Origin of the sequence: Desmonostoc muscorum LEGE 12446 (genome assembly GCF_015207005.2) — a bacterium.
In the GTDB taxonomy this organism is placed as follows: domain Bacteria; phylum Cyanobacteriota; class Cyanobacteriia; order Cyanobacteriales; family Nostocaceae; genus Nostoc; species Nostoc muscorum.
In genome coordinates this window covers 876976-894847 of sequence record NZ_JADEXS020000001.1, presented here as the reverse complement: position 1 = coordinate 894847, position 17872 = coordinate 876976, and the positions used below count along the sequence as shown (strand labels likewise).

Here is a 17872-nt window from a genome sequence, read left to right as displayed (position 1 = left end):
AACTACTTAGGTAAAACTTGCCGCAGTGCTGCTATAAGTTGGTCAACACTTTCCTTACGACTATTAAAGCCCATCAGTCCTACGCGCCAGACTTGACCAGCGAGTTCGCCAAGACCACCGCCAATTTCAATATTATGTTCATTGAGTAACTGTCGAGCGATCGCTTTTCCATCTACTCCCTCTGGAATGCGGACTGTTGTAAGGGTTGGCAGTCGATACTCCCGCTCAACATGCATACTCAATCCTAAGTCTTCCAAACTTTCCCAGAGATATTCTACGTTTTTTTGATGACGTTGCCAGCAGTTTGCTAATCCCTCTTGGGCAACTAGACGCAGCGCTTCCCGCAATGCATAGTATAAATTAATCGGTGCTGTGTGGTGATAAACGCGTTCAGGTCCCCAATACTTACTCAGCAAAGACATATCCAAATACCAATTAGCAACTTTTGTGCGACGCTGTTGCAATTTCTCGGCTGCACGTGGACTCATGGTAAAAGGCGAAGCACCGGGGGGACAACCCAAGCCTTTTTGGCTACAACTATAAGCGAGGTCAACTCCCCAAGCATCCAACAATAAGGGGACGCCACCGAGACTTGTGACGGTATCTACTAGTAGTAAAGTGCCAAATTCACGACACAAATCAGCAACTCCTTCTAAAGGTTGCCGTGCGCCTGTGGAAGTTTCGGCATGAACCAGAGCTAGAATAGCTGGACGATGAGTTTTCAGGGCAGTTTGCAGTTCTTCCAAGTTGAAAACCTGTCCCCAAGGCTTGGTAATCGTTCGCACATCGGCGCCATAACGTCCAGCCATATCCACGAGGCGATTACCAAAGTAACCTGCTACACCAATTAAAACCACATCACCGGGTTCTACAGTATTGGCGATGGTTGCTTCCATTGCCGCTGTTCCCGTACCGCTGACTGCAATGGTGAGTGGATTTTCTGTTTGCCATACGTAGCGTAGCAACGACTGAATTTCATCCATGAGTGCGAGAAAAGCTGGGTCAAGATGCCCCACAGGTGAAGTATTCATCGCTTGCAGAACTGTAGGATGAGCATTGGAGGGGCCAGGCCCCAACAATAAACGGGATGGGATTTCTAAAGGTGAGAGTTGCAAGCGCCCAGAATCGCTAATTGAAATTGTTGGCGTCATAATCTGTTTTCGTTTTATGATACTTACAGGATCATAAAGCGATCGCATCACCGATGTTTTAGTTAAACTAAGCGATTCCCTCGCAAGAACCGCTCGTCTTCAGAACCGGACATGAAGTAGGGTAGGTAGCCAGCGAGTTACCAGTATTGGCACTTTTCCAACCACCCCCCTCCAAACTACGCATGACCGTTTCCGTATCACGTAGCTTTCCAGTAATCAAAACGTTTGAGAGCTTCACCATCGTAGCGTCCGTATTGGATTTTCTCGTGACACTGACGACAAACCACGAGGGCTTTTCGTTTACGTGCTGACATTTTTACCATCCATTCTGGACGTTCTTTACATCCATGAGGCTTAATGTCTGCTAGTTTGCGGATATGGTGGACTTCAATATTATCCGTTGCTCCGCAAATTTCACATTTTTGGGCTAAAAGACGTTGAATGACTTCACTACGCCCGTTCCAGATATGATTAGCCAGGTTATCGTCTATTTTGACCCACTTATTCCATCGCAAACAGACACCACCAAAATGAGTTATCAAAGGCTTATTGTTATCGCGCTCCATTGTAATTTGTAATACCTTGTAAGTACCATCTTAGTTTTAAACTTCTTTGCCAAAGTTTTTACTAAAGAAAGCTCCATAACTCGTTTCAGTAAGGAGAGAGTGTGGAGGTTGTAAGCCATGCGGTAATACTGGACTAATCCTCGATATTCCGCTTGATACTGGCTAACTATGCTGTAGGCATTATCGTTGACTCTTTGCGTCAGGTGTATAGGCTTCCCAGAGCGCATATATTTAACACAGTGGTCTTTAATTACGCTTTTTGGAACCCGAAGACCCACACTACCGTTGATACATCTTTGACCACGATGGTCATGCTTATCATCGGCGTGTAGTATGTGGATTTCATAACCCAGGAATTTAGCAGCTTCGTCACGAGCATGGGTAACGAGCGTCTTTTCTTCACTGAGTTCCAGTTTTAAAGAGTCACGTAGAAACGTAGCAATTTTCTGTTTGATTTCCACAGCTTCAGATTTTGAGCCTACTACTCCTAACAGAAAATCATCGGCATACCTTGTATACCAAAGGCGACGAAAGTTTGGGTCATTGGGGTCACGGGACGGAATCGATTGTGCCTGTTGGCTCAGTTTCCGCGCTTCTGACAAATTTCCTATTTTTCGTGCTTTGGCTGCTGCTTTGGTCAGCACATTGTACGGTGGGAAAACACTCCTTCGTTGACCTCGTGTGTATGCTGGTATTAATTCCTGTTCGACGTATTTGTCCAATTTGTCTAGCACCAGATTGGAAAGTATTGGGCTTACAACTGCACCCTGCGGAACCCCGCTATAAGTGGAATTGTATTTCCAATTTTCTAAATACCCTGCATCCAGCAATCCCTTGATTAGTCGAATAAAGCGATTGTCGTGGATTTTATCTTGTAGTATTTTTAACAGGATAAAATGGTCTATTCTGTCAAAACACGCGCTGATATCTCCTTCGATAAACCACTTAGTAGCTCGACCTTTTTGGGTAATTTCTTTCAGTGCTGTATGACATCCGCGTTGGGGTCGAAAACCGTGAGAGTGTTCGCTAAACTGAGGCTCATAGTAGGCTTCTAGTATGGATCGAATTGCTTCTTGAAGTAATTTATCTGACCAGGAAGGCATACCAAGAGGTCTTAATTTACCGTTCTTCTTGGGGATGTAAATACGTCGCACTGGTGTCCATCTATATCGCTCATATCTCAGAGCCTCAATGATGGTATTAATTTTCTCCAGGGACATCCCATCCACTGTTTCCAGCGTAGCGCCTGGTGTCATTGCACCTGCGTTGCTGTTTAGCTTGGCGTAGGCGCGTAGGTACAAATCTGGGTTATATAGCAGTCGATACACGTTTTCTACTGGCAACCCACGTTGTCCGCGCTCACGTATGATGTTCAGTATCGTTTCGGCTGTTCGCATCTCGCGTACCTCTCGATTTCTGTTACATCTAATTACCTGTGACACTTCGCCCTGTAAACGGTTCTCCCGTTTTCCCTGGTGGGGCGATACTCCCACGACTACTATTGTCACTCCGTCACCATAGGACTCGCGTCCTTTAGGCAATCCCATGTTCCGTCACTGATGAACGTATAAAGAACGACTTAGGTTCCTACTCATATCCTTGAATGAGTTCATTACTCATCGCTTATCGGTCAGGGTGTACCATTAACGAAAGTTGATTTAATGGCTACCGATAACATCGGTGTACGGACGTGCTACCGAAGGATGTGCAGTTCCACCGCAGGATATTAGGGTTTAAGCAGTTTGGCTTTAACCATATCGTTCAGGCGTTGCGGAACCGTAACATACACGTCTTCTGTTACTTTCCGCTTTACGAACATGCTCTTGTCCCCTCGCTCTTTCGAGTCTAGGTAAGTTGTTCGCCTTGGAGTCGATTACCCCAAACTCCAGCCAACTGTGTTGGCAATTCTATCAGTGCGTACCACGGCGCACACTTTCGCTTCATCCGGCTCCTCAATAATAAGGCTCTTGTCATGAGTACCTCGATTACCTGTTAGTTCAGGCTTAGGTTTGGCGCTGTTACAGCCAGATTTGTTACCCAGACTGCCATCAGAGGCGGTCTTTTCATCGTGGCAATGTCGGTGTAGTAATTGAAGGTTTTTATATTCACTCTTTCCTCCTTTTGACTTAGGAATGATATGGTCAATTTCTATCACCGAGTATTCTGTGAAATATAGTCCGCAGTGGGCACATTTACCTTTCTGTCGTTTCAGGAGTGTTGCCACTTTCCTTGGGACTTCGGGGTTATTACCCATTCTTGTACTCCAGTAAATAAGGTTTCCGTCATAAGGACTGGCTTCGCCTTTAACCTTCACATATCGCCTGATTTCTGTGGCGCTATGTTTTAGTAGTTGCATTGGGTTTTTACCCTCCTGCGGAGTTGCAAATACCCAGTTATCCCCGTCAATGGTTTGCCAGTATTTATTGGCTACCCATTTACCTGACTTATTCGGATGTCTTCTTTTGCCCCAGCTTTTTAGCTTCCGGTACACTTTCATGTCTAGCTCGGAATACGTTTCCTTGCTGACTACTGTGCTGAAATAATTAGCCCATCCAGTGATGACTGGATTCAAGTGGGCTATCAGTGCCGCTTGAGGGGCGGGTTTATGCTGTTCTATTATTCCGGCAATTTGTTTGTAATGCACCTTGACCTTTTCTTTGCTGGGGGTGATGAGCGTCTTGAAACCAAGAGATTTCCCATTTGTATTACAACCTGTGTTGTATTTGCTTACTGGGTACTGCCTGACGTTAAACCCCAGGAAATTAAACCCCGCTTCTTGCCCTTCGTATTTATTCAGAGTATGGGCAAGGCGCGTTTTACTTGGTTTAAGTTCAAGTCCCATGCCATTTAAAGTGGGTAGCTAGCTAGCGAGGTTTCCAATTATTAGCTCCTTTTCTAACTAGCCCCCTCCGAACCGTGCTTACGAGATTTCCAGGTACACGGCTCTCCAGTACTCTGTTATCACGAGACTCGTTTAGATGTTGGTTTACCAGCGTGTATTGCATCATGGCATTGAGGGCAAACCATGAGAGTTTTCCTTCTACGTGCGGACATAATTTGCATCCATTGCGGTTTTTCCTTTCTACCCTTGGCTTTGAGGTCTTTAAGGGCACGAATATGGTGAACCTCAATATCACCTTTTGCCCCGCAAATCTCACATTCCGAAGCAAGAAGCCGTTTAATTAGTTCATTTCTGAACGCGGGCTTTCTATTTGTTGGCAGGTCTAGAATGGTTGCTTTTAGGTTGCGTTTTAATTGGATGCCGCCAAAGCGAGCCACCAGGGATTTCTTACCTTCTACTGGGACAGTTATTTCCACACACTTTCTCAAGCCTTGTGGAAGCTTTACCGTCTTCTTATACTTGGCGCAGATTTTAGCCACGCTAGTTCTGTGTTTACAGGCAAGGGTTTTCATCAGCGAACTCGACATAATCCATTGAAGTTTTCGCAGCCATGCAATATTTTGGGCAAGGCTATAGAATTGTACATACCCTCTAAATTCCGATTGGTAAATGTTGATAATAGTAAAATCATCATCATTTATTAATTCAGGGCGATGAATGGGTTTACCATTCCTCATGTATAGGGTACATTTTTCTTCTATAAGTCTTGCTGGGATTCTTAGTGCAATAATTCCGTTGATTGAGCGTTTACCATTGGTATGCTTATCGTCAGAATATTGGACTAGAATTTTGTAACCTAGAAAGCTTGCTGCCTCATTCCTAGCATTAGTAATCAGGGTCTTTTCTGGTGACAGTTCCAACTGAAGATTGTCAGCTAAAAATGTCTTGAGTTTTTCCTTAATTTCTTTTGTCTCTTGGAATGAGCCAATAAAACCAAGTAGGAAATCGTCTGCATAGCGGACGTAATTTAACCTTCTGTATTTAGGGTCACGAACATTTTTAGAAGGCATTTTCTGGTATTTAATTTCCAGTTGACGCGCTTTATCAACTTGTCCGTTTTTCCTGTAATACCAAGCAAGTTTTACGAGTTTTGAATACTCTGGATTTTCTGCCCGATGTTTACCAAGTGTATATTCTGGGATGAGTATCTGTTCGATAAATTTATCGAATTTGTCAAGATAGATATTGGCGAGTATGGGTGATAAAATCGAGCCTTGCGGCGTTCCGCTCAGGGTGGAATAATATTTCCATTGCTCACAGTAACCTGCCTTGAGTAAGTTTTCAATCAATCTCAAGAAACGATTATCTTGGATTGTCTCGCGTAAGGTTGACATTAAGATTTTATGATCTATATTGTCAAAGCAACCGCGAATATCTCCTTCGATAAACCATTTAGTTCCTTGCCAAGTACGGTCTATTACTGTTAGCGCCGTATGGCATCCGCGCTCTTGTCGAAAACCATGACTGCTGTTAGAAAATTGAGGCTCGTAGTACGCTTCTAATATTAAACGTATTACTTCCTGAATCAATTTATCGTTCCAAGTGGGAATACCCAGAGGTCGAGTTTTTCCATTTTTCTTGGGAATATTAATTCGCCGTACTGGTGTCCACCGAAAACGTTCATAGCGAATATCCTCTATGAGGTTTTCAATCTTTTTGATGGACATCCCATCAACAGTCTCTGATGTAATTCCTTGCGTCATTGCCCCATCATTTTTGTAGATGCGGCTGTACGCCAAGAGGTATAAATTGGGGTTGAAAAGTTGTCTGTAGATATCATCCAGAGGTAAACCACGGTAGCCTCTGTCTCGGATTACACTTAAAATCGTTTCGGCGTTTCGCATCTCGCGTACCTCTCGATATGAGTGTGAAGAATACCTGTTCCTCTTCGCCATGTAGGCGGCTTTCCCGTCCTCGGACTACTATAGGAACTCTGTAACCATAGGGATCGCCCCCCGTAGGTCATCCCGCGCTTTATTAACTCAGTACGTAACAGTGTGATTTAGGTGTCCCATTCATTCGTTAAGCCATCTCATCGCTGGCTGACTTCGTTTGAAGAAGTTGTGTGGTTCAAATGTTTAAAACTACACACAAACGATTATTCCTTTTTAGGCGTTGTAGGAATAGGCAATCGCGTATACCGTCAGAATTGGGCTTCAGGTAGTTTAAGCTTCACCATGTCACACAAGTCTTGCCGGACTCTAGTTTTAACGCCTTCTCTCTATTTCCGGCTTTACCAACATGCTGTTGTCCCTTTTGTCTTTCAACTCCAGGTAAGTTGGTCGACTTAGAGACGTTCTTCTTAGTCTCTCCCAACTTGGTTGGGGATACCGCGTTAACTGTCACGGCGCACGCATTTAGCAATGTCAGCATCTAGCACATATTTGGCTTTACACTTGATTGCCTTAAATATTGCTTCAATTGCATCATGGCAGGAACGTCCTGGTCGGAAGCCATAGGAATTGGGTTCAAATCGTGCTTCCCATTCCGGTTCAAGCGCTAATTTTACTAACGCCTGAGTGGCTCTGTCGTACATCGTGGGAATGCCTAGTGGACGTTTTTCTTCCGTTCCTGGCTTAGGTATCCATACCCGTCTTGTGGGTTTGGACTTGCTTTTTGGTTCAAGATTTTCTACCAGGGCTAACCTTTGTAATGAGGTTAACGCTTTAACCCCATCTACTCCGGCTGTTTTTTTGCCCTGGTTATCTTGTGTTACGCGACGTACCGCCAGCATTTTTCCAGACCAAGACCTCATCAACGTTTTCTGGAGTCTGCGAACTGCCTTCGTATCACCACGACTAGAGGCTTGGAATATTCGTTTTTGCAGCTTATAAACTCGGCGTTCCAGCTTACGCCAGTTCACCTTGTTCCATTCCACCGTAGTTTTGACACTCGTTTTAGACATATTTACTGCTACTTGAGACTATTCCTTCCTTATTACCGTGAGTCCGTCAGCATATACGGGTCATTACAACCGCGTCATTCGCTTTTGACTCAATCCCACCCAGCCGTAGCATCCGGTTAGCACCTACTTCTGGTATCGACCCCCAAAAGAGCATACGGCGGGTTACTTCGTTCCGAATGACCATGCTATGAACCTTTAGAATTCCACTTTCCACCGGGTTTGTTTAGAGAGGTTGTAGGTCAGTACTCGATTGCCTACCTTTTATCCTTTGCCTTTTGGCTCCAGCGTTTTCAGTCCTTTTCGCTGGTTGCATCTCACGATGGTTCAGTCGTGGGTTCAGGTATGATGCCTTATTCATGGGTTCTTTGCTTGCCCCGCACTACCTCGGACTAGGAGTGTGGAGGGGCTTTCATCCCCGCTACAGGCTTTGATGGCTAGTCTCAAACCTGGGGGAAGTGCTTTCACCTGACCTCTACAGGGGAGGGATTCACACCCTCATGGTCATTCAGTTGTCAAGGTTCGGTTCCAACCAATACGAGAGGTTGGTTTCCCCTGCGGATAATCCCTACCTATTTCTAGGTATTTCTATCCAACGAATCGCACCGAACCGTGATGCGTAAAGCCCCCGTGCTTCTAGCCGGGGGATATAAGCTTGGAGGACAAATTTATTTGTCCGTCAAGCTTCTGATGAATTCTCTAAAAACATCATTTAAGCTACGTTCTTTCTTGTGGCAATATTTTACAAGAACCTCATACTCTTCATCTGAACATCGCACAGTTAATTTTTTCATGCCGTCATAGTGCCGTCGTGATGGTACAATATTAGCATGAAGACACTAAAGTTTAAGTTGTACGAACACAAACGGAATAGATTCCTCAAGCGAATGATTAACGCAAGTGGGGTTATCTATAACCATTGTATTGCTCTCCATAAACGCTACTACCGAGTGTGGGGCAAGCATTTAAGTTGTGCAAAACTTCAGTCTCATATTGCCAAATTGAGGAAACATAACCCGTTTTGGCAATCAGTAGGTTCTCAAGCAGTGCAAGACATTTGTCAACGCATTGAGAAAGCCTACCAACTATTTTTTAAACACAATAAAAAGGGGGTTAGACCACCGGGGTTTAAGAAGGTCAAAAAATATAAGTCATTCACCTTAAAGCAAGCCGGATATAAGTTTCTAGGTGGCAATCGAGTTAAAATTGGGAATCGGACTTATCAATATTGGAACTCCAGAGAGATAGAAGGAAAAGTTAAGACTTTAACTATTAAACGCACACCGCTAGGTGAGTTGTTTTTGGTTGTTGTTGTCGATAGCGCCCATCAGCCAGAAATCAAATTCACGACTGGTAAAATAGCGGGGTTTGATTTTGGCTTAAAGACATTCCTAACCTGCTCGGACGGCTCTAAAATTGAGTCACCCCAATTTTTCAAGCAATCACTTAATTGCATAAAAATAGCGAATCGGCATCACTCTCAGAAGTTGAAAGGATCTTCTAATCGGGAACGAGCAAGGAAGAACTTGGTACGCGCCCATGAAGACATAGCCAACCGCAGAACAGATTGGTTTTGGAAATTAGCGCATGACCTAACTAATAGATTTGATGTTCTGTGCTTTGAAACGCTTAACCTCAAGGGCATGAAGCGTCTTTGGGGAAGGAAAGTTAGTGATTTAGCGTTTCGAGACTTTCTGAATATTCTGGAGTGGCAAGCATTGAAGAAAGGCAAACAAGTGGTCTATATTGACCAGTGGTATCCAAGCAGTAAAACTTGTTCAAGATGTGGTCATGTTTTAGAATCGCTGGATTTATCGGTTAGACGTTGGCGTTGCCCTTCGTGTCAATCAGAAAATGGCCGAGATGAAAACGCCAGTTTAAACATTAAAAAGGTTGGGAGTTCAACCTTGGGCGTAGGAGATGTCAGACAGTCTCAGACTGCAATCTCTGTCTGATGCCTGAATCCCCCGAATTGAATTCGGGGGAGTGGCTCAAAGTAAATTAAGACAAATATGTGACACTACAATTATCCATCTAGCTTAAGATATAGTCATGATTTTTGCAGGTAAACGACCGAATAATTTAGGTGTTAGTAACGGTAAATTAGCACCTTGCCCTAACTCTCCTAACTGTGTTTCCAGCCAGAGTACAGATGCAGTCCACAAAATTGCACCGCTGACTTTTACATCTAGTGCAGAAGCAGCAATTGCTAATCTCAAAACGATTATTGAGTCCTTACCAAGAACTAAAATCATTACCGAAAGCCAAGATTATTTATATGTAGAATTTAAAAGTGCCTTGCTGGGATTTGTGGATGATGTAGAATTCTATCTAGACCGGAATACTAATACGATACAAGTCCGTTCTGCTTCACGTTTAGGTCAGAGTGATTTGGGTGTGAATCGTCAACGAATAGAGACAATTAGAGCCAAATTGAACTAAATATTAACTCCGGTTTTGATCCAGATAATTAAAATGGGGGATGATTGCCAACTTTGTGCCTTCTCCCATTTTATAATTAACCTAAATTTACCTGTGTGGGTGTCCAGAATTTCCATATCTCCCTGATTTCAACTGGATTGGATTACGTCTGCGATCGCAATATTTGTGAAACTTAATTTATTGAAAAACTTTGACCCTCGACCTCGATTGTTTATTGCTATCGGAGTCGCTGTATTAATTTCAGTAATACTTCCATCTTGGCTGCATTTACCCACTCGCATTCTCTGCGCTTGGAACTCCGGCGCTGACTTTTTCTTAGCCATAACTTGGTGGAAAATGCTCAAAGCTACGCCAGAAAAAATTCGTCGTTATGCTGAGAATGAATATGAAGGACATCTGGCGATATTCATGCTGGTGATTGCTGCGGCTTGTGCTAGTGTTTTAGCCATTGGATTTTTATTAACTGATAAAAAAGGATTGTCAACAATTCTGCTGATTTTACATGTCATACTTTCAATTATGACGATTGTAGGTTCTTGGTTACTAGTGCATACGATGTTCGCAGTGCAGTATGCACACATTTACTACAAATATATTAGTCGCAATAATAGGCAAGAATTCACCGGAGGTTTAGATTTTCCTCATAACGACTATCCAGACTATTGGGAATTTTTGTATTATTCATTTGTAATTGGAATGACTAGCCAAGTTTCAGATGTGCAAACGACATCACGCGATATGAGGCGTTTGACGTTGCTACATGGCATATTATCCTTCTTTTTCAATACTACCATTCTAGCTATGAGTATTAATATTATTGCGTCGTTGATTTAAAAATTGTTTGACTCAGCCAAAAGGATGATTATTTAGTTCTCTACTTAGAGAAAGAGGAAATTTGATTACCAGTTTTTTAGTATGAACTCAAGTTGAGATAATCAGAATAAATTTATGCCAGATCAAACAACAAATCAATTGCCTCAAGACATCAAAGAACAATTGCCTGAACACGCACAGCAGATTTTTGTAGCAGCATTTAATGCTGCTCAAAGCAATGGTTTTAGTGAAGAAGGTGCCCGTGAGGTTGCTTGGAATAGTGTAAAAAATGAGTACGAACCAGGCAGCGGTGGCAAATGGCAGAGAAAACCTGAAGACCCTGCAACACATAATAAAGCTGTTACGTCTGGTGGCAATTAAGTAAATCTAACCTGTGCATAAGTATTTTGTATCAGGTCTAGTGTCAGAGTTGAAGGGGAATTTTATTCTCACAAAGTGGGGATAAAATTCCCCTTTGCTTTTTCACAACTCCTGCAATAAAATAGACATTTTAAATAAAGTATAATTCTTAAATACCTGCTATAAAAACTATAGACAAAAGATGCTAATTCAGAAAGACGAAATTACTATTCATCCCATGCTAGATGAAATGTATGATTATGAGTTGATGGCAAAATGGCTAACTGATAAACAAGTATTGGAATTTTATGAAGGAAGAGATAATCCTTTTCCTTTAGAAAGAATTATAGAAACATACAAACCGCTCATTAAAGGAGATGAGGCAGTTATTCCCTGTATCTTGTGTTATCGAAATATTGCCATTGGTTATTTGCAGTATTGTGCAGTCAATGACTTATCAGAAACAGATAGACAATTGTATTGCCTTGATGAAACTGATAATGTTTATGCAATTGACTTATTTATAGGGGAAACTGATTATTGGAATCAAGGAATCGGGACAAAAATTCTGTCAGTAGTTATCAACTATCTTTTTGAAGAAGTACAAGCAGAAAAAATTGTCATCGATCCCCATGTTGATAATCCTCGTGCTATTCGCTGCTATGAGAAATGTGGTTTTGTAAAAGTAAAGTTATTGCCTGCCCATGAACTCCATGAAGGAGAATACTCAGATTGTTGGCTGATGGCGATCGCTGTGAAGAAATCATTACACTTAAGTTAGTTGCCCTGCTAGTATTGGCCGTCCCATAGAATCGATGACTCAACAAACTTCTAGAATCTGCATCCTTGGTGGAGGCTTTGGTGGTCTCTACACAGCCCTGGGTTTAAGCCAGTTACCTTGGGAATCTACGCAAAAACCCGAAATTGTTTTGGTAGATCAAAGCGATCGCTTTCTATTTTCCCCCTTTCTTTACGAATTACTCACTGGCGAACTGCAAACCTGGGAAATCGCCCCACCATTTGAAGAACTTTTACAAGGTACAGGGGTACGTTTTTATCAAGGAGTGGTATCTGGAATTGACATCGACCAGCGACGGGTAAACTTACACGAAGGGCCCCAAATTCCTTACGACAGATTAGTGCTGGCCTTAGGAGGAGAGACACCGCTAGATTTAGTACCAGGTGCAGCAGACCATGCTTACCCATTCCGGACAATCTCCGACGCCTATCGTTTAGAAGAACGCCTGCGATTTTTGGAAGAATCCGATGCTGATAAAATTCGAGTGGCGATCGTTGGGGCTGGCTACAGTGGTGTAGAGTTAGCTTGTAAGCTAGCCGATCGACTAGGTGAAAGAGGACGCTTTCGGCTCGTTGAAATCGCCGACCAAATCTTGCGAACTTCCCCAGAATTTAACCGTGAAGCAGCCAAGAAAGCTTTAGACGCCCGTGGCATTTTTCTCGATTTAGAAACCAAAGTCGAATCAATCGGTCAAGATACCATCTCCCTAGAGTATAAAAATCAAGTAGACACAATTCCCGTCGAATTAGTAATTTGGACAGTGGGAACGCGAGTTGCACCGGTAGTGAAATCCCTTCCCCTCAAGCAAAATCAGCGTGGTCAAATCAGCACCACATCCAATCTACAAGTCTTTGAGCATCCAGAAATCTTTGCCTTAGGAGATTTAGCAGACTCTCATGACGCAGAAGGACAGCAAGTCCCTGCAACCGCCCAAGCAGCTTTCCAACAAGCCGATTACGCCGCTTGGAACATCTGGGCTTCTCTTACCAATCGTCCCCTACTTCCCTTCCGCTATCAACACTTAGGAGAAATGATGGCATTAGGGAAAGACAACGCCACCCTTGCTGGCTTAGGAATCAAACTAGAAGGGCCTTTAGCATACATCGGTCGCCGTCTTGCTTATTTATACAGATTGCCAACTTTAGACCATCAGCTCAAAGTTGGTTTTAATTGGCTAGTCCGTCCTATTATAGAAACGCTTTCTAAATAGGGGACTGGGGACTGGGGACTGGGGACTGGGTACTGGGTACTGGGTATTGGGAAGAGACAGAGGGCAGAGGGGATAGAGGACAGAGTGGAAACACTTACTATGCTTTCCCTCTACTCCTCTGCTCCCCATTCCCCATTCCCCATTCCCCAGTCCCCATTCCCCATTCCCCATTCCCCAGTCCCCATTCCCCAGTCCCCAGTCCCCAATCCCAATTATGGAACAACCGAAAGTTATTTTTTTAGATGCTGTGGGCACACTCTTCGACGTTAAAGGCAGTGTGGGTGAAGTTTATAGTCAGATAGCCCAGGAGTTCGGTGTTACAGTTTCCGCCGAGACATTAAATACAAGTTTCATCCAAAGCTTTAAAACAGCACCGCCGCCCATATTTCCAGACGCAGAACTGCAAGATATTCCCCAGCGTGAGTTTGATTGGTGGCGGATAATTGCCCTGAACACTTTTGAAAGTGCAGGTGTTCTCAAGCAATTTTCTGACTTTTCGGCTTTTTTTAGTGAACTTTACATTCACTTTGGTACTCCTGAACCGTGGTTTGTCTATCCTGATGTCCTACCAGCTTTAATTAACTGGCGACGGTTGGGGGTTACTTTGGGGGTGCTGTCCAATTTTGATTCCCGGATTTACTCAGTATTGCAAAGTTTAGGATTGAGAGAGTTTTTTAGTTCTATTACCATTTCTACCCAGGTACGTGCAGCTAAACCCGATCCTCAAATTTTTGCCATTGCGTTAAACAAGCATAAATGTTCTCCAGAGGCAGCATGGCATGTTGGCGATAGTATTGTGGAAGATTATTACGGAGCCAAAGCAGCTGGTTTGAGAGCCGTTTGGATTAATCGTGGGAAATGAATGATATCCTGTCAGGGAAGATTAAAGTTATGAACATTTTGATCTAATTTAAAGATGCAAACTAGATGTGTTTTAGTTTGAATTTTTAAAGTGGAATCCAATCCAATCTATCAATCCACTCTTCTGCCTCAGTCGCTTCCCAAATCAAATAAATTGTTTCTGCCCAAATACTAAGGTTACCACTGTAACGTAACCAAACTATTCTAGCGATCGCCTTATTCTTTCTTGGATCTCGGACTTGAGCTTTTCTAACTCGTCATCTTCTTCGTCTACCGGATAAAGTTCATGTCCGAGTCCAAATTGACGTTCTGGCTCGTTATCCTTCATTGTTGCCTCACTTGTGGCAAATGCCTTTTCCCAAACTTCCCATTTATCTCTAGGTTCTTCGATTTTCTGTATTAGTGTTTTTGGGTTGGGTGGAGTCCAATTTATGGGGCTGCACAAAACTCGAACAATCTGGTTTTGAAAGTCATAGACGACATCAAACACCTTAAACTTGCGCCAAGAGTTAGGTCTACCTGTCTCATCTACTGGCAAAACGAGAGTCTCGCCAATTCGGGGGAGCCACCTGGCATTTGATAACTCAGCTACCATTTTGCTGGATGCATCAACACTCCAAACAATACGGAGCATGAAATCTTGAGGATTAGGTGTCACAAAAGGTTTATTGCTTTTCATTGCTTTTATTACCTGCAACGACTAGTCATCTCGCTTTCATACCGCTCAACATCAGAACGGCTCAATACTTTGTTGCCTTCTCGCTTGAGTATTTCTTGCCCTGCCTGGTCATAGCAATTTTTACCACTACTTCTATTAGATTCAGAGATATTGAAGTGAATTATCAACCCCAAAAATGGAAGGACAATAAAAAGGAACAGCCAAACGTCTTTGTTAACTTTGTAAATTTTTTCAATCAAAGGTTCTTTTTGAGGATTTGTCATGGTTTTGGAATAGGACTATACCTAGAAAGCCCAAAATCCACTTACGTTTAACCAATTGTTGAAAATTTTTCATAATTATAGAGACAATAAACCCCTCCAAGAGCGATCGCCTGATAAATTCCTCAGTCACCCCAAAACCTATTACTCCAAAAACTAGAACTTTCAAGCTCAAAGGTTCAACGATGAAGCTCAGAGGTTCAAAAGTTTGATTCTCATCTCCCTTATCCCCCTCATCCACCTCATCTCCCCATCTCCCCACTCCCCATTCCCCACTCCCTTATTCCCCATGCTGCCCCAACACTCGTATGATCAAAATATCAGGAAAATATAACAGCCAAATTTTTACCGTAAAACATGGGCAGTATTTGGGAAGTCGATTTTTACTCTCGTCCGATTTTGGACGCCAATCAAAAAAAAGTTTGGGAAGTCTTAGTCTGTGAAAGTCCTTTGGATACCAACACAAAAGCAGATTCTTTGTTTCGCTATGCTCAATATTGCCCCAGTACCCAGGTAAATTCGGGCTGGTTGCGGACAGCATTGCAAGAGGCTATTGACGAAGCTGGAAAAGCGCCAATTAAAATTCGCTTTTTCCGCCGCCAAATGAACAATATGATTACGAAAGCTTGCCAAGACTTGGGGATTCCCGCCCAGCCTAGCCGCCGTACTTTGATTCTCAACCAATGGTTAGAACGGCGGATGCAGGAGGTATATCCTCAAGAACCAGGGTATCAAGGAGGCACTAATCCCTCAGTCCGGTTGGAGAAACCTTTGCCGCAACGTTTACCAGATGCTTTAGAAGGACAGCAGTGGGTATTTGTGAGCTTAGCAGCCGAGGATTTGGCAGAGATGTCAGAGTGGGAAATCGGCTTTGGTGAAGCTTTCCCGCTAGAGTTGGCACAGGTATCGCCCGAAACTCGTATTCCTGGTGTTTTGATTTTCTCACCTAGAGCGTTGCCTTTGGCGGGCTGGATGTCTGGTTTGGAGTTGGCTTTCTTAAAAGTTGACACCAGCGAAGAGGCGAAATTGCTTTTAGAAACTGGTGTTACTGAAAGCTGGATTGTGGCAAATATCAAAAAATCTCAAACTTTAGCAGAGGCCAAAGGTTTTGAAGAAGCTAAGCAAAAAGCTAATGGAGTACATTTTCTAGGTGTACAGTCCGATGCTAAAGCGGAATCATTTGCTGGTTTTTGGCTCTTGCAAGAGGTTAATCTTTGAAAATGGGGAGTGGGGTATGGAGATGAGGGGGCAGGGGAGGCAGGGGAGGCAGGGGAGGCAGGGGAGGCAGGGGAGGCAGGGGAGGCAGGGGGAGAAAGAATAAGTAATGCCCAATGCCCCAATGCCCAATGACCGAAAATTGCGATCGCCTAAGAAACGTTGAGACATGACAATGATTTGGGATAATTATCTGCGTCCATCAGCGTTGATCTGTAGTTGAAAATTGCAACTGCAAAGACGCGCTGATGATTTTTTGGATAATTATCTGCGTCTGTTGACGTTGATATGGGGTTCAAAATCCACAATTCACTAAGGGTCATGGGTTCTGAAAATTTGTCAAAAGATACACTAGCAGAAGAACTGCTGGAACTAGCCATAAAATCTGGAGCAGAAGCAGCTGAGGTGTATCAGTCGCATTCGCTTTCTCGTCCAGTGTTTTTTGAGGCAAACCGACTCAAGCAGCTAGAAGCTAGCCAATCTGAAGGTACAGCACTGCGGCTTTGGCGAAATGGGCGTCCAGGACTGACGGTGGCTTATGGTTCTGTCCCAGCCCAGGTGATGGTGGAAAAAGCTTTGGCTTTGAGTCAACTTAATCAACCGGAATTAGTGGAATTAGGCTCTAATTTTCAGCCATCTTACCCAGATTTAGGAACAAGTGTGCCGATAGAGGTTTTGGTAGACTGGGGCAAGGAAGCGATCGCACTTATCCGCGATGCTTATCCTGATGTTGTCTGCAATGGCGACTGGGAATGTGATGTGGAAACTACTAGACTAGTCAACACGAAAGGTTTAGATTGCCACTACACTGATACCACCCTCAGTTGCTACATGTCGGCAGAATGGGTGCGCGGTGATGATTTTTTGAGTGTTGCCGATGGTCAAACCAAGCGGGGCGAACTCCACCCAGACAAATTAGCTAACCAAATTTTACAGCGGTTAATTTGGGCAAGAGAAAATGTTTCATCTCCCAATGGCCGCGTCCCAGTTTTGTTTACTTCTAAAGCCGCCGATATGCTATGGGGTACTGTACAAGCAGCTTTGAACAGCAAGCGAGTTTTAGAAGCTGCTTCCCCTTGGGCAGAACGCCTGGGTAGCCCAATCATGGCACCCAGTCTCACTCTCTACCAAGATCCCGAAGCCGGCCCTTACAGTTGCCCTTTTGATGATGAAGGCACTCCTACCCAATTTTTAGTATTTGTCCAAAACGGAATTTTAGAGCATTTTTATGGCGATCGCACCACCGGCGCACAACTGAGTACTAACACCACTGGCAATGGTTTTCGCCCTAGTTTAGGCAGCTATCCCACCCCTGGTTTATTTAATTTTCTCATCCAGCCAGGATCGTTATCTCTACAAGAGTTGATTGAACACCTTGATGATGGTTTAATTGTCGATCAAATGCTAGGTAATGGCGGCAGTATTTCTGGAGATTTTTCGATCAACGTTGATTTAGGCTACCGCGTGCAAAATGGTCAGGTAATTGGACGCGTTAAGGATACGATGGTTGCAGGTAATGTCTACGCAGCTCTCAAGCAATTAGTTACACTCGGCAACGATGCTGATTGGAATGGTTCTTGCTATACTCCATCTCTGATAGTCGAAGGGTTATCGACGACGGGAAGAAGTAATTAAGTGGGGAGTGGGGAGTGGGGAGTAGGGATTGGGGAATAGGGAGTGGGGACTGGGCATTGGTTATTAATTCTTATCCC

The 17872-nt window shown here is 43.6% G+C and carries 18 protein-coding genes; 9 read left to right on the top strand and 9 right to left on the bottom strand.

Translation table 11 applies throughout. The features are described from left to right. Positions 1–2: 2 nt before the first annotated feature. The 6 genes from IQ276_RS03855 to IQ276_RS03830 all read right to left on the bottom strand — a co-directional run bounded on the left by IQ276_RS03855 (position 3) and on the right by IQ276_RS03830 (position 7524). The gene (locus IQ276_RS03855; protein ID WP_193916530.1) at positions 3–1151 is read right to left on the bottom strand and encodes an alanine--glyoxylate aminotransferase family protein; all 1149 of its coding nucleotides are present in this window, start codon (positions 1149–1151) and stop codon (positions 3–5) included. A 197-nt stretch (positions 1152–1348) separates the two neighbouring features. After that, complete coding sequence (locus tag IQ276_RS03850; RefSeq protein ID WP_228043021.1) at positions 1349–1717, bottom strand: HNH endonuclease; 369 nt, start codon at positions 1715–1717, stop codon at positions 1349–1351. Then, positions 1690–3264, bottom strand: a complete 1575-nt coding sequence (locus tag IQ276_RS03845) for a reverse transcriptase/maturase family protein (protein ID WP_228043020.1) — start codon at positions 3262–3264, stop codon at positions 1690–1692. Before IQ276_RS03845 ends, IQ276_RS03850 begins: the two co-directional genes overlap by 28 nt. A gap of 326 nt (positions 3265–3590) precedes the next feature. Next, positions 3591–4559: a group II intron reverse transcriptase gene (locus IQ276_RS03840; RefSeq protein ID WP_228043019.1), complete on the bottom strand. Its 969-nt coding sequence runs from the start codon at positions 4557–4559 to the stop codon at positions 3591–3593. A 119-nt stretch (positions 4560–4678) separates the two neighbouring features. Then, the gene (locus IQ276_RS03835; RefSeq protein WP_193925273.1) at positions 4679–6463 is read right to left on the bottom strand and encodes a reverse transcriptase domain-containing protein; all 1785 of its coding nucleotides are present in this window, start codon (positions 6461–6463) and stop codon (positions 4679–4681) included. 491 nt (positions 6464–6954) lie between these two features. Continuing rightward, entirely contained in the window at positions 6955–7524 is a 570-nt protein-coding gene (locus tag IQ276_RS03830; protein WP_193921399.1) for a reverse transcriptase N-terminal domain-containing protein, read from the bottom strand. An 827-nt stretch (positions 7525–8351) separates the two neighbouring features. Between IQ276_RS03830 and IQ276_RS03825 the strand changes: the two genes are divergently transcribed. From IQ276_RS03825 to IQ276_RS03795, 7 genes are all read left to right on the top strand, one after another. Then, positions 8352–9476, top strand: a complete 1125-nt coding sequence (locus IQ276_RS03825) for an RNA-guided endonuclease InsQ/TnpB family protein (protein ID WP_193921401.1) — start codon at positions 8352–8354, stop codon at positions 9474–9476. 97 nt (positions 9477–9573) lie between these two features. Beyond that, complete coding sequence (locus IQ276_RS03820; protein ID WP_193921403.1) at positions 9574–9963, top strand: DUF1499 domain-containing protein; 390 nt, start codon at positions 9574–9576, stop codon at positions 9961–9963. A gap of 165 nt (positions 9964–10128) precedes the next feature. Continuing rightward, positions 10129–10797 (top strand): DUF1345 domain-containing protein, encoded by a 669-nt coding sequence (locus tag IQ276_RS03815; RefSeq protein WP_193921405.1) that lies wholly within the window; start codon positions 10129–10131, stop codon positions 10795–10797. Positions 10798–10911: 114 nt separating this feature from the next. Then, positions 10912–11157: a ChaB family protein gene (locus IQ276_RS03810; protein WP_193921406.1), complete on the top strand. Its 246-nt coding sequence runs from the start codon at positions 10912–10914 to the stop codon at positions 11155–11157. Between the two features lie 181 nt (positions 11158–11338). Then, a complete protein-coding gene (locus tag IQ276_RS03805) occupies positions 11339–11917 on the top strand; it encodes a GNAT family N-acetyltransferase (RefSeq protein WP_193921407.1) in 579 nt (192 codons plus the stop codon). A 34-nt stretch (positions 11918–11951) separates the two neighbouring features. After that, positions 11952–13145, top strand: coding sequence for an NAD(P)/FAD-dependent oxidoreductase (locus IQ276_RS03800; RefSeq protein WP_193921408.1), 1194 nt, complete (start codon positions 11952–11954; stop codon positions 13143–13145). Between the two features lie 214 nt (positions 13146–13359). Beyond that, entirely contained in the window at positions 13360–14007 is a 648-nt protein-coding gene (locus tag IQ276_RS03795; RefSeq protein WP_193925894.1) for an HAD-IA family hydrolase, read from the top strand. Positions 14008–14205: 198 nt separating this feature from the next. On the opposite strand, the gene IQ276_RS03790 is transcribed toward IQ276_RS03795, so the two are convergent. Genes IQ276_RS03790 through IQ276_RS03780 form a run of 3 tightly spaced genes read right to left on the bottom strand, consistent with a single transcriptional unit; the run spans position 14206 to position 15207 of the window. Continuing rightward, complete coding sequence (locus IQ276_RS03790; RefSeq protein ID WP_193925892.1) at positions 14206–14685, bottom strand: hypothetical protein; 480 nt, start codon at positions 14683–14685, stop codon at positions 14206–14208. Between the two features lie 8 nt (positions 14686–14693). Further along, the gene (locus IQ276_RS03785; RefSeq protein WP_235115404.1) at positions 14694–14948 is read right to left on the bottom strand and encodes a hypothetical protein; all 255 of its coding nucleotides are present in this window, start codon (positions 14946–14948) and stop codon (positions 14694–14696) included. Then, positions 14917–15207 carry a hypothetical protein gene (locus IQ276_RS03780; RefSeq protein ID WP_235115403.1) on the bottom strand — a complete coding sequence of 97 codons (291 nt, stop codon included), beginning with the start codon at positions 15205–15207 and terminating at the stop codon, positions 14917–14919. Before IQ276_RS03780 ends, IQ276_RS03785 begins: the two co-directional genes overlap by 32 nt. A 95-nt stretch (positions 15208–15302) precedes the next feature. On the opposite strand from IQ276_RS03780, the gene IQ276_RS03775 reads away from it, so the two are divergent. Both IQ276_RS03775 and IQ276_RS03770 read left to right on the top strand, forming a co-directional pair. Continuing rightward, positions 15303–16163, top strand: a complete 861-nt coding sequence (locus IQ276_RS03775) for a Tab2/Atab2 family RNA-binding protein (RefSeq protein ID WP_221708105.1) — start codon at positions 15303–15305, stop codon at positions 16161–16163. Positions 16164–16481: 318 nt separating this feature from the next. Continuing rightward, positions 16482–17795, top strand: coding sequence for a TldD/PmbA family protein (locus tag IQ276_RS03770; protein ID WP_193925891.1), 1314 nt, complete (start codon positions 16482–16484; stop codon positions 17793–17795). The last annotated feature ends 77 nt before the right edge of the window (positions 17796–17872 follow it).

Excerpts from the sequence above, each read along its gene's own strand:
- IQ276_RS03855 (WP_193916530.1), bottom strand. The coding sequence starts at position 1,151 with ATGACGCCAACAATTTCAATTAGCGATTCTGGGCGCTTGCAACTCTCA.
- IQ276_RS03850 (WP_228043021.1), bottom strand. The coding sequence starts at position 1,717 with ATGGAGCGCGATAACAATAAGCCTTTGATAACTCATTTTGGTGGTGTC.
- IQ276_RS03845 (WP_228043020.1), bottom strand. The coding sequence starts at position 3,264 with ATGGGATTGCCTAAAGGACGCGAGTCCTATGGTGACGGAGTGACAATA.
- IQ276_RS03840 (WP_228043019.1), bottom strand. The coding sequence starts at position 4,559 with ATGGGACTTGAACTTAAACCAAGTAAAACGCGCCTTGCCCATACTCTG.
- IQ276_RS03835 (WP_193925273.1), bottom strand. The coding sequence starts at position 6,463 with ATGCGAAACGCCGAAACGATTTTAAGTGTAATCCGAGACAGAGGCTAC.
- IQ276_RS03830 (WP_193921399.1), bottom strand. The coding sequence starts at position 7,524 with ATGTCTAAAACGAGTGTCAAAACTACGGTGGAATGGAACAAGGTGAAC.
- IQ276_RS03825 (WP_193921401.1), top strand. The coding sequence starts at position 8,352 with ATGAAGACACTAAAGTTTAAGTTGTACGAACACAAACGGAATAGATTC.
- IQ276_RS03820 (WP_193921403.1), top strand. The coding sequence starts at position 9,574 with ATGATTTTTGCAGGTAAACGACCGAATAATTTAGGTGTTAGTAACGGT.
- IQ276_RS03810 (WP_193921406.1), top strand. The coding sequence starts at position 10,912 with ATGCCAGATCAAACAACAAATCAATTGCCTCAAGACATCAAAGAACAA.
- IQ276_RS03805 (WP_193921407.1), top strand. The coding sequence starts at position 11,339 with ATGCTAATTCAGAAAGACGAAATTACTATTCATCCCATGCTAGATGAA.
- IQ276_RS03800 (WP_193921408.1), top strand. The coding sequence starts at position 11,952 with ATGACTCAACAAACTTCTAGAATCTGCATCCTTGGTGGAGGCTTTGGT.
- IQ276_RS03795 (WP_193925894.1), top strand. The coding sequence starts at position 13,360 with ATGGAACAACCGAAAGTTATTTTTTTAGATGCTGTGGGCACACTCTTC.
- IQ276_RS03790 (WP_193925892.1), bottom strand. The coding sequence starts at position 14,685 with ATGAAAAGCAATAAACCTTTTGTGACACCTAATCCTCAAGATTTCATG.
- IQ276_RS03785 (WP_235115404.1), bottom strand. The coding sequence starts at position 14,948 with ATGACAAATCCTCAAAAAGAACCTTTGATTGAAAAAATTTACAAAGTT.
- IQ276_RS03775 (WP_221708105.1), top strand. The coding sequence starts at position 15,303 with ATGGGCAGTATTTGGGAAGTCGATTTTTACTCTCGTCCGATTTTGGAC.
- IQ276_RS03770 (WP_193925891.1), top strand. The coding sequence starts at position 16,482 with ATGGGTTCTGAAAATTTGTCAAAAGATACACTAGCAGAAGAACTGCTG.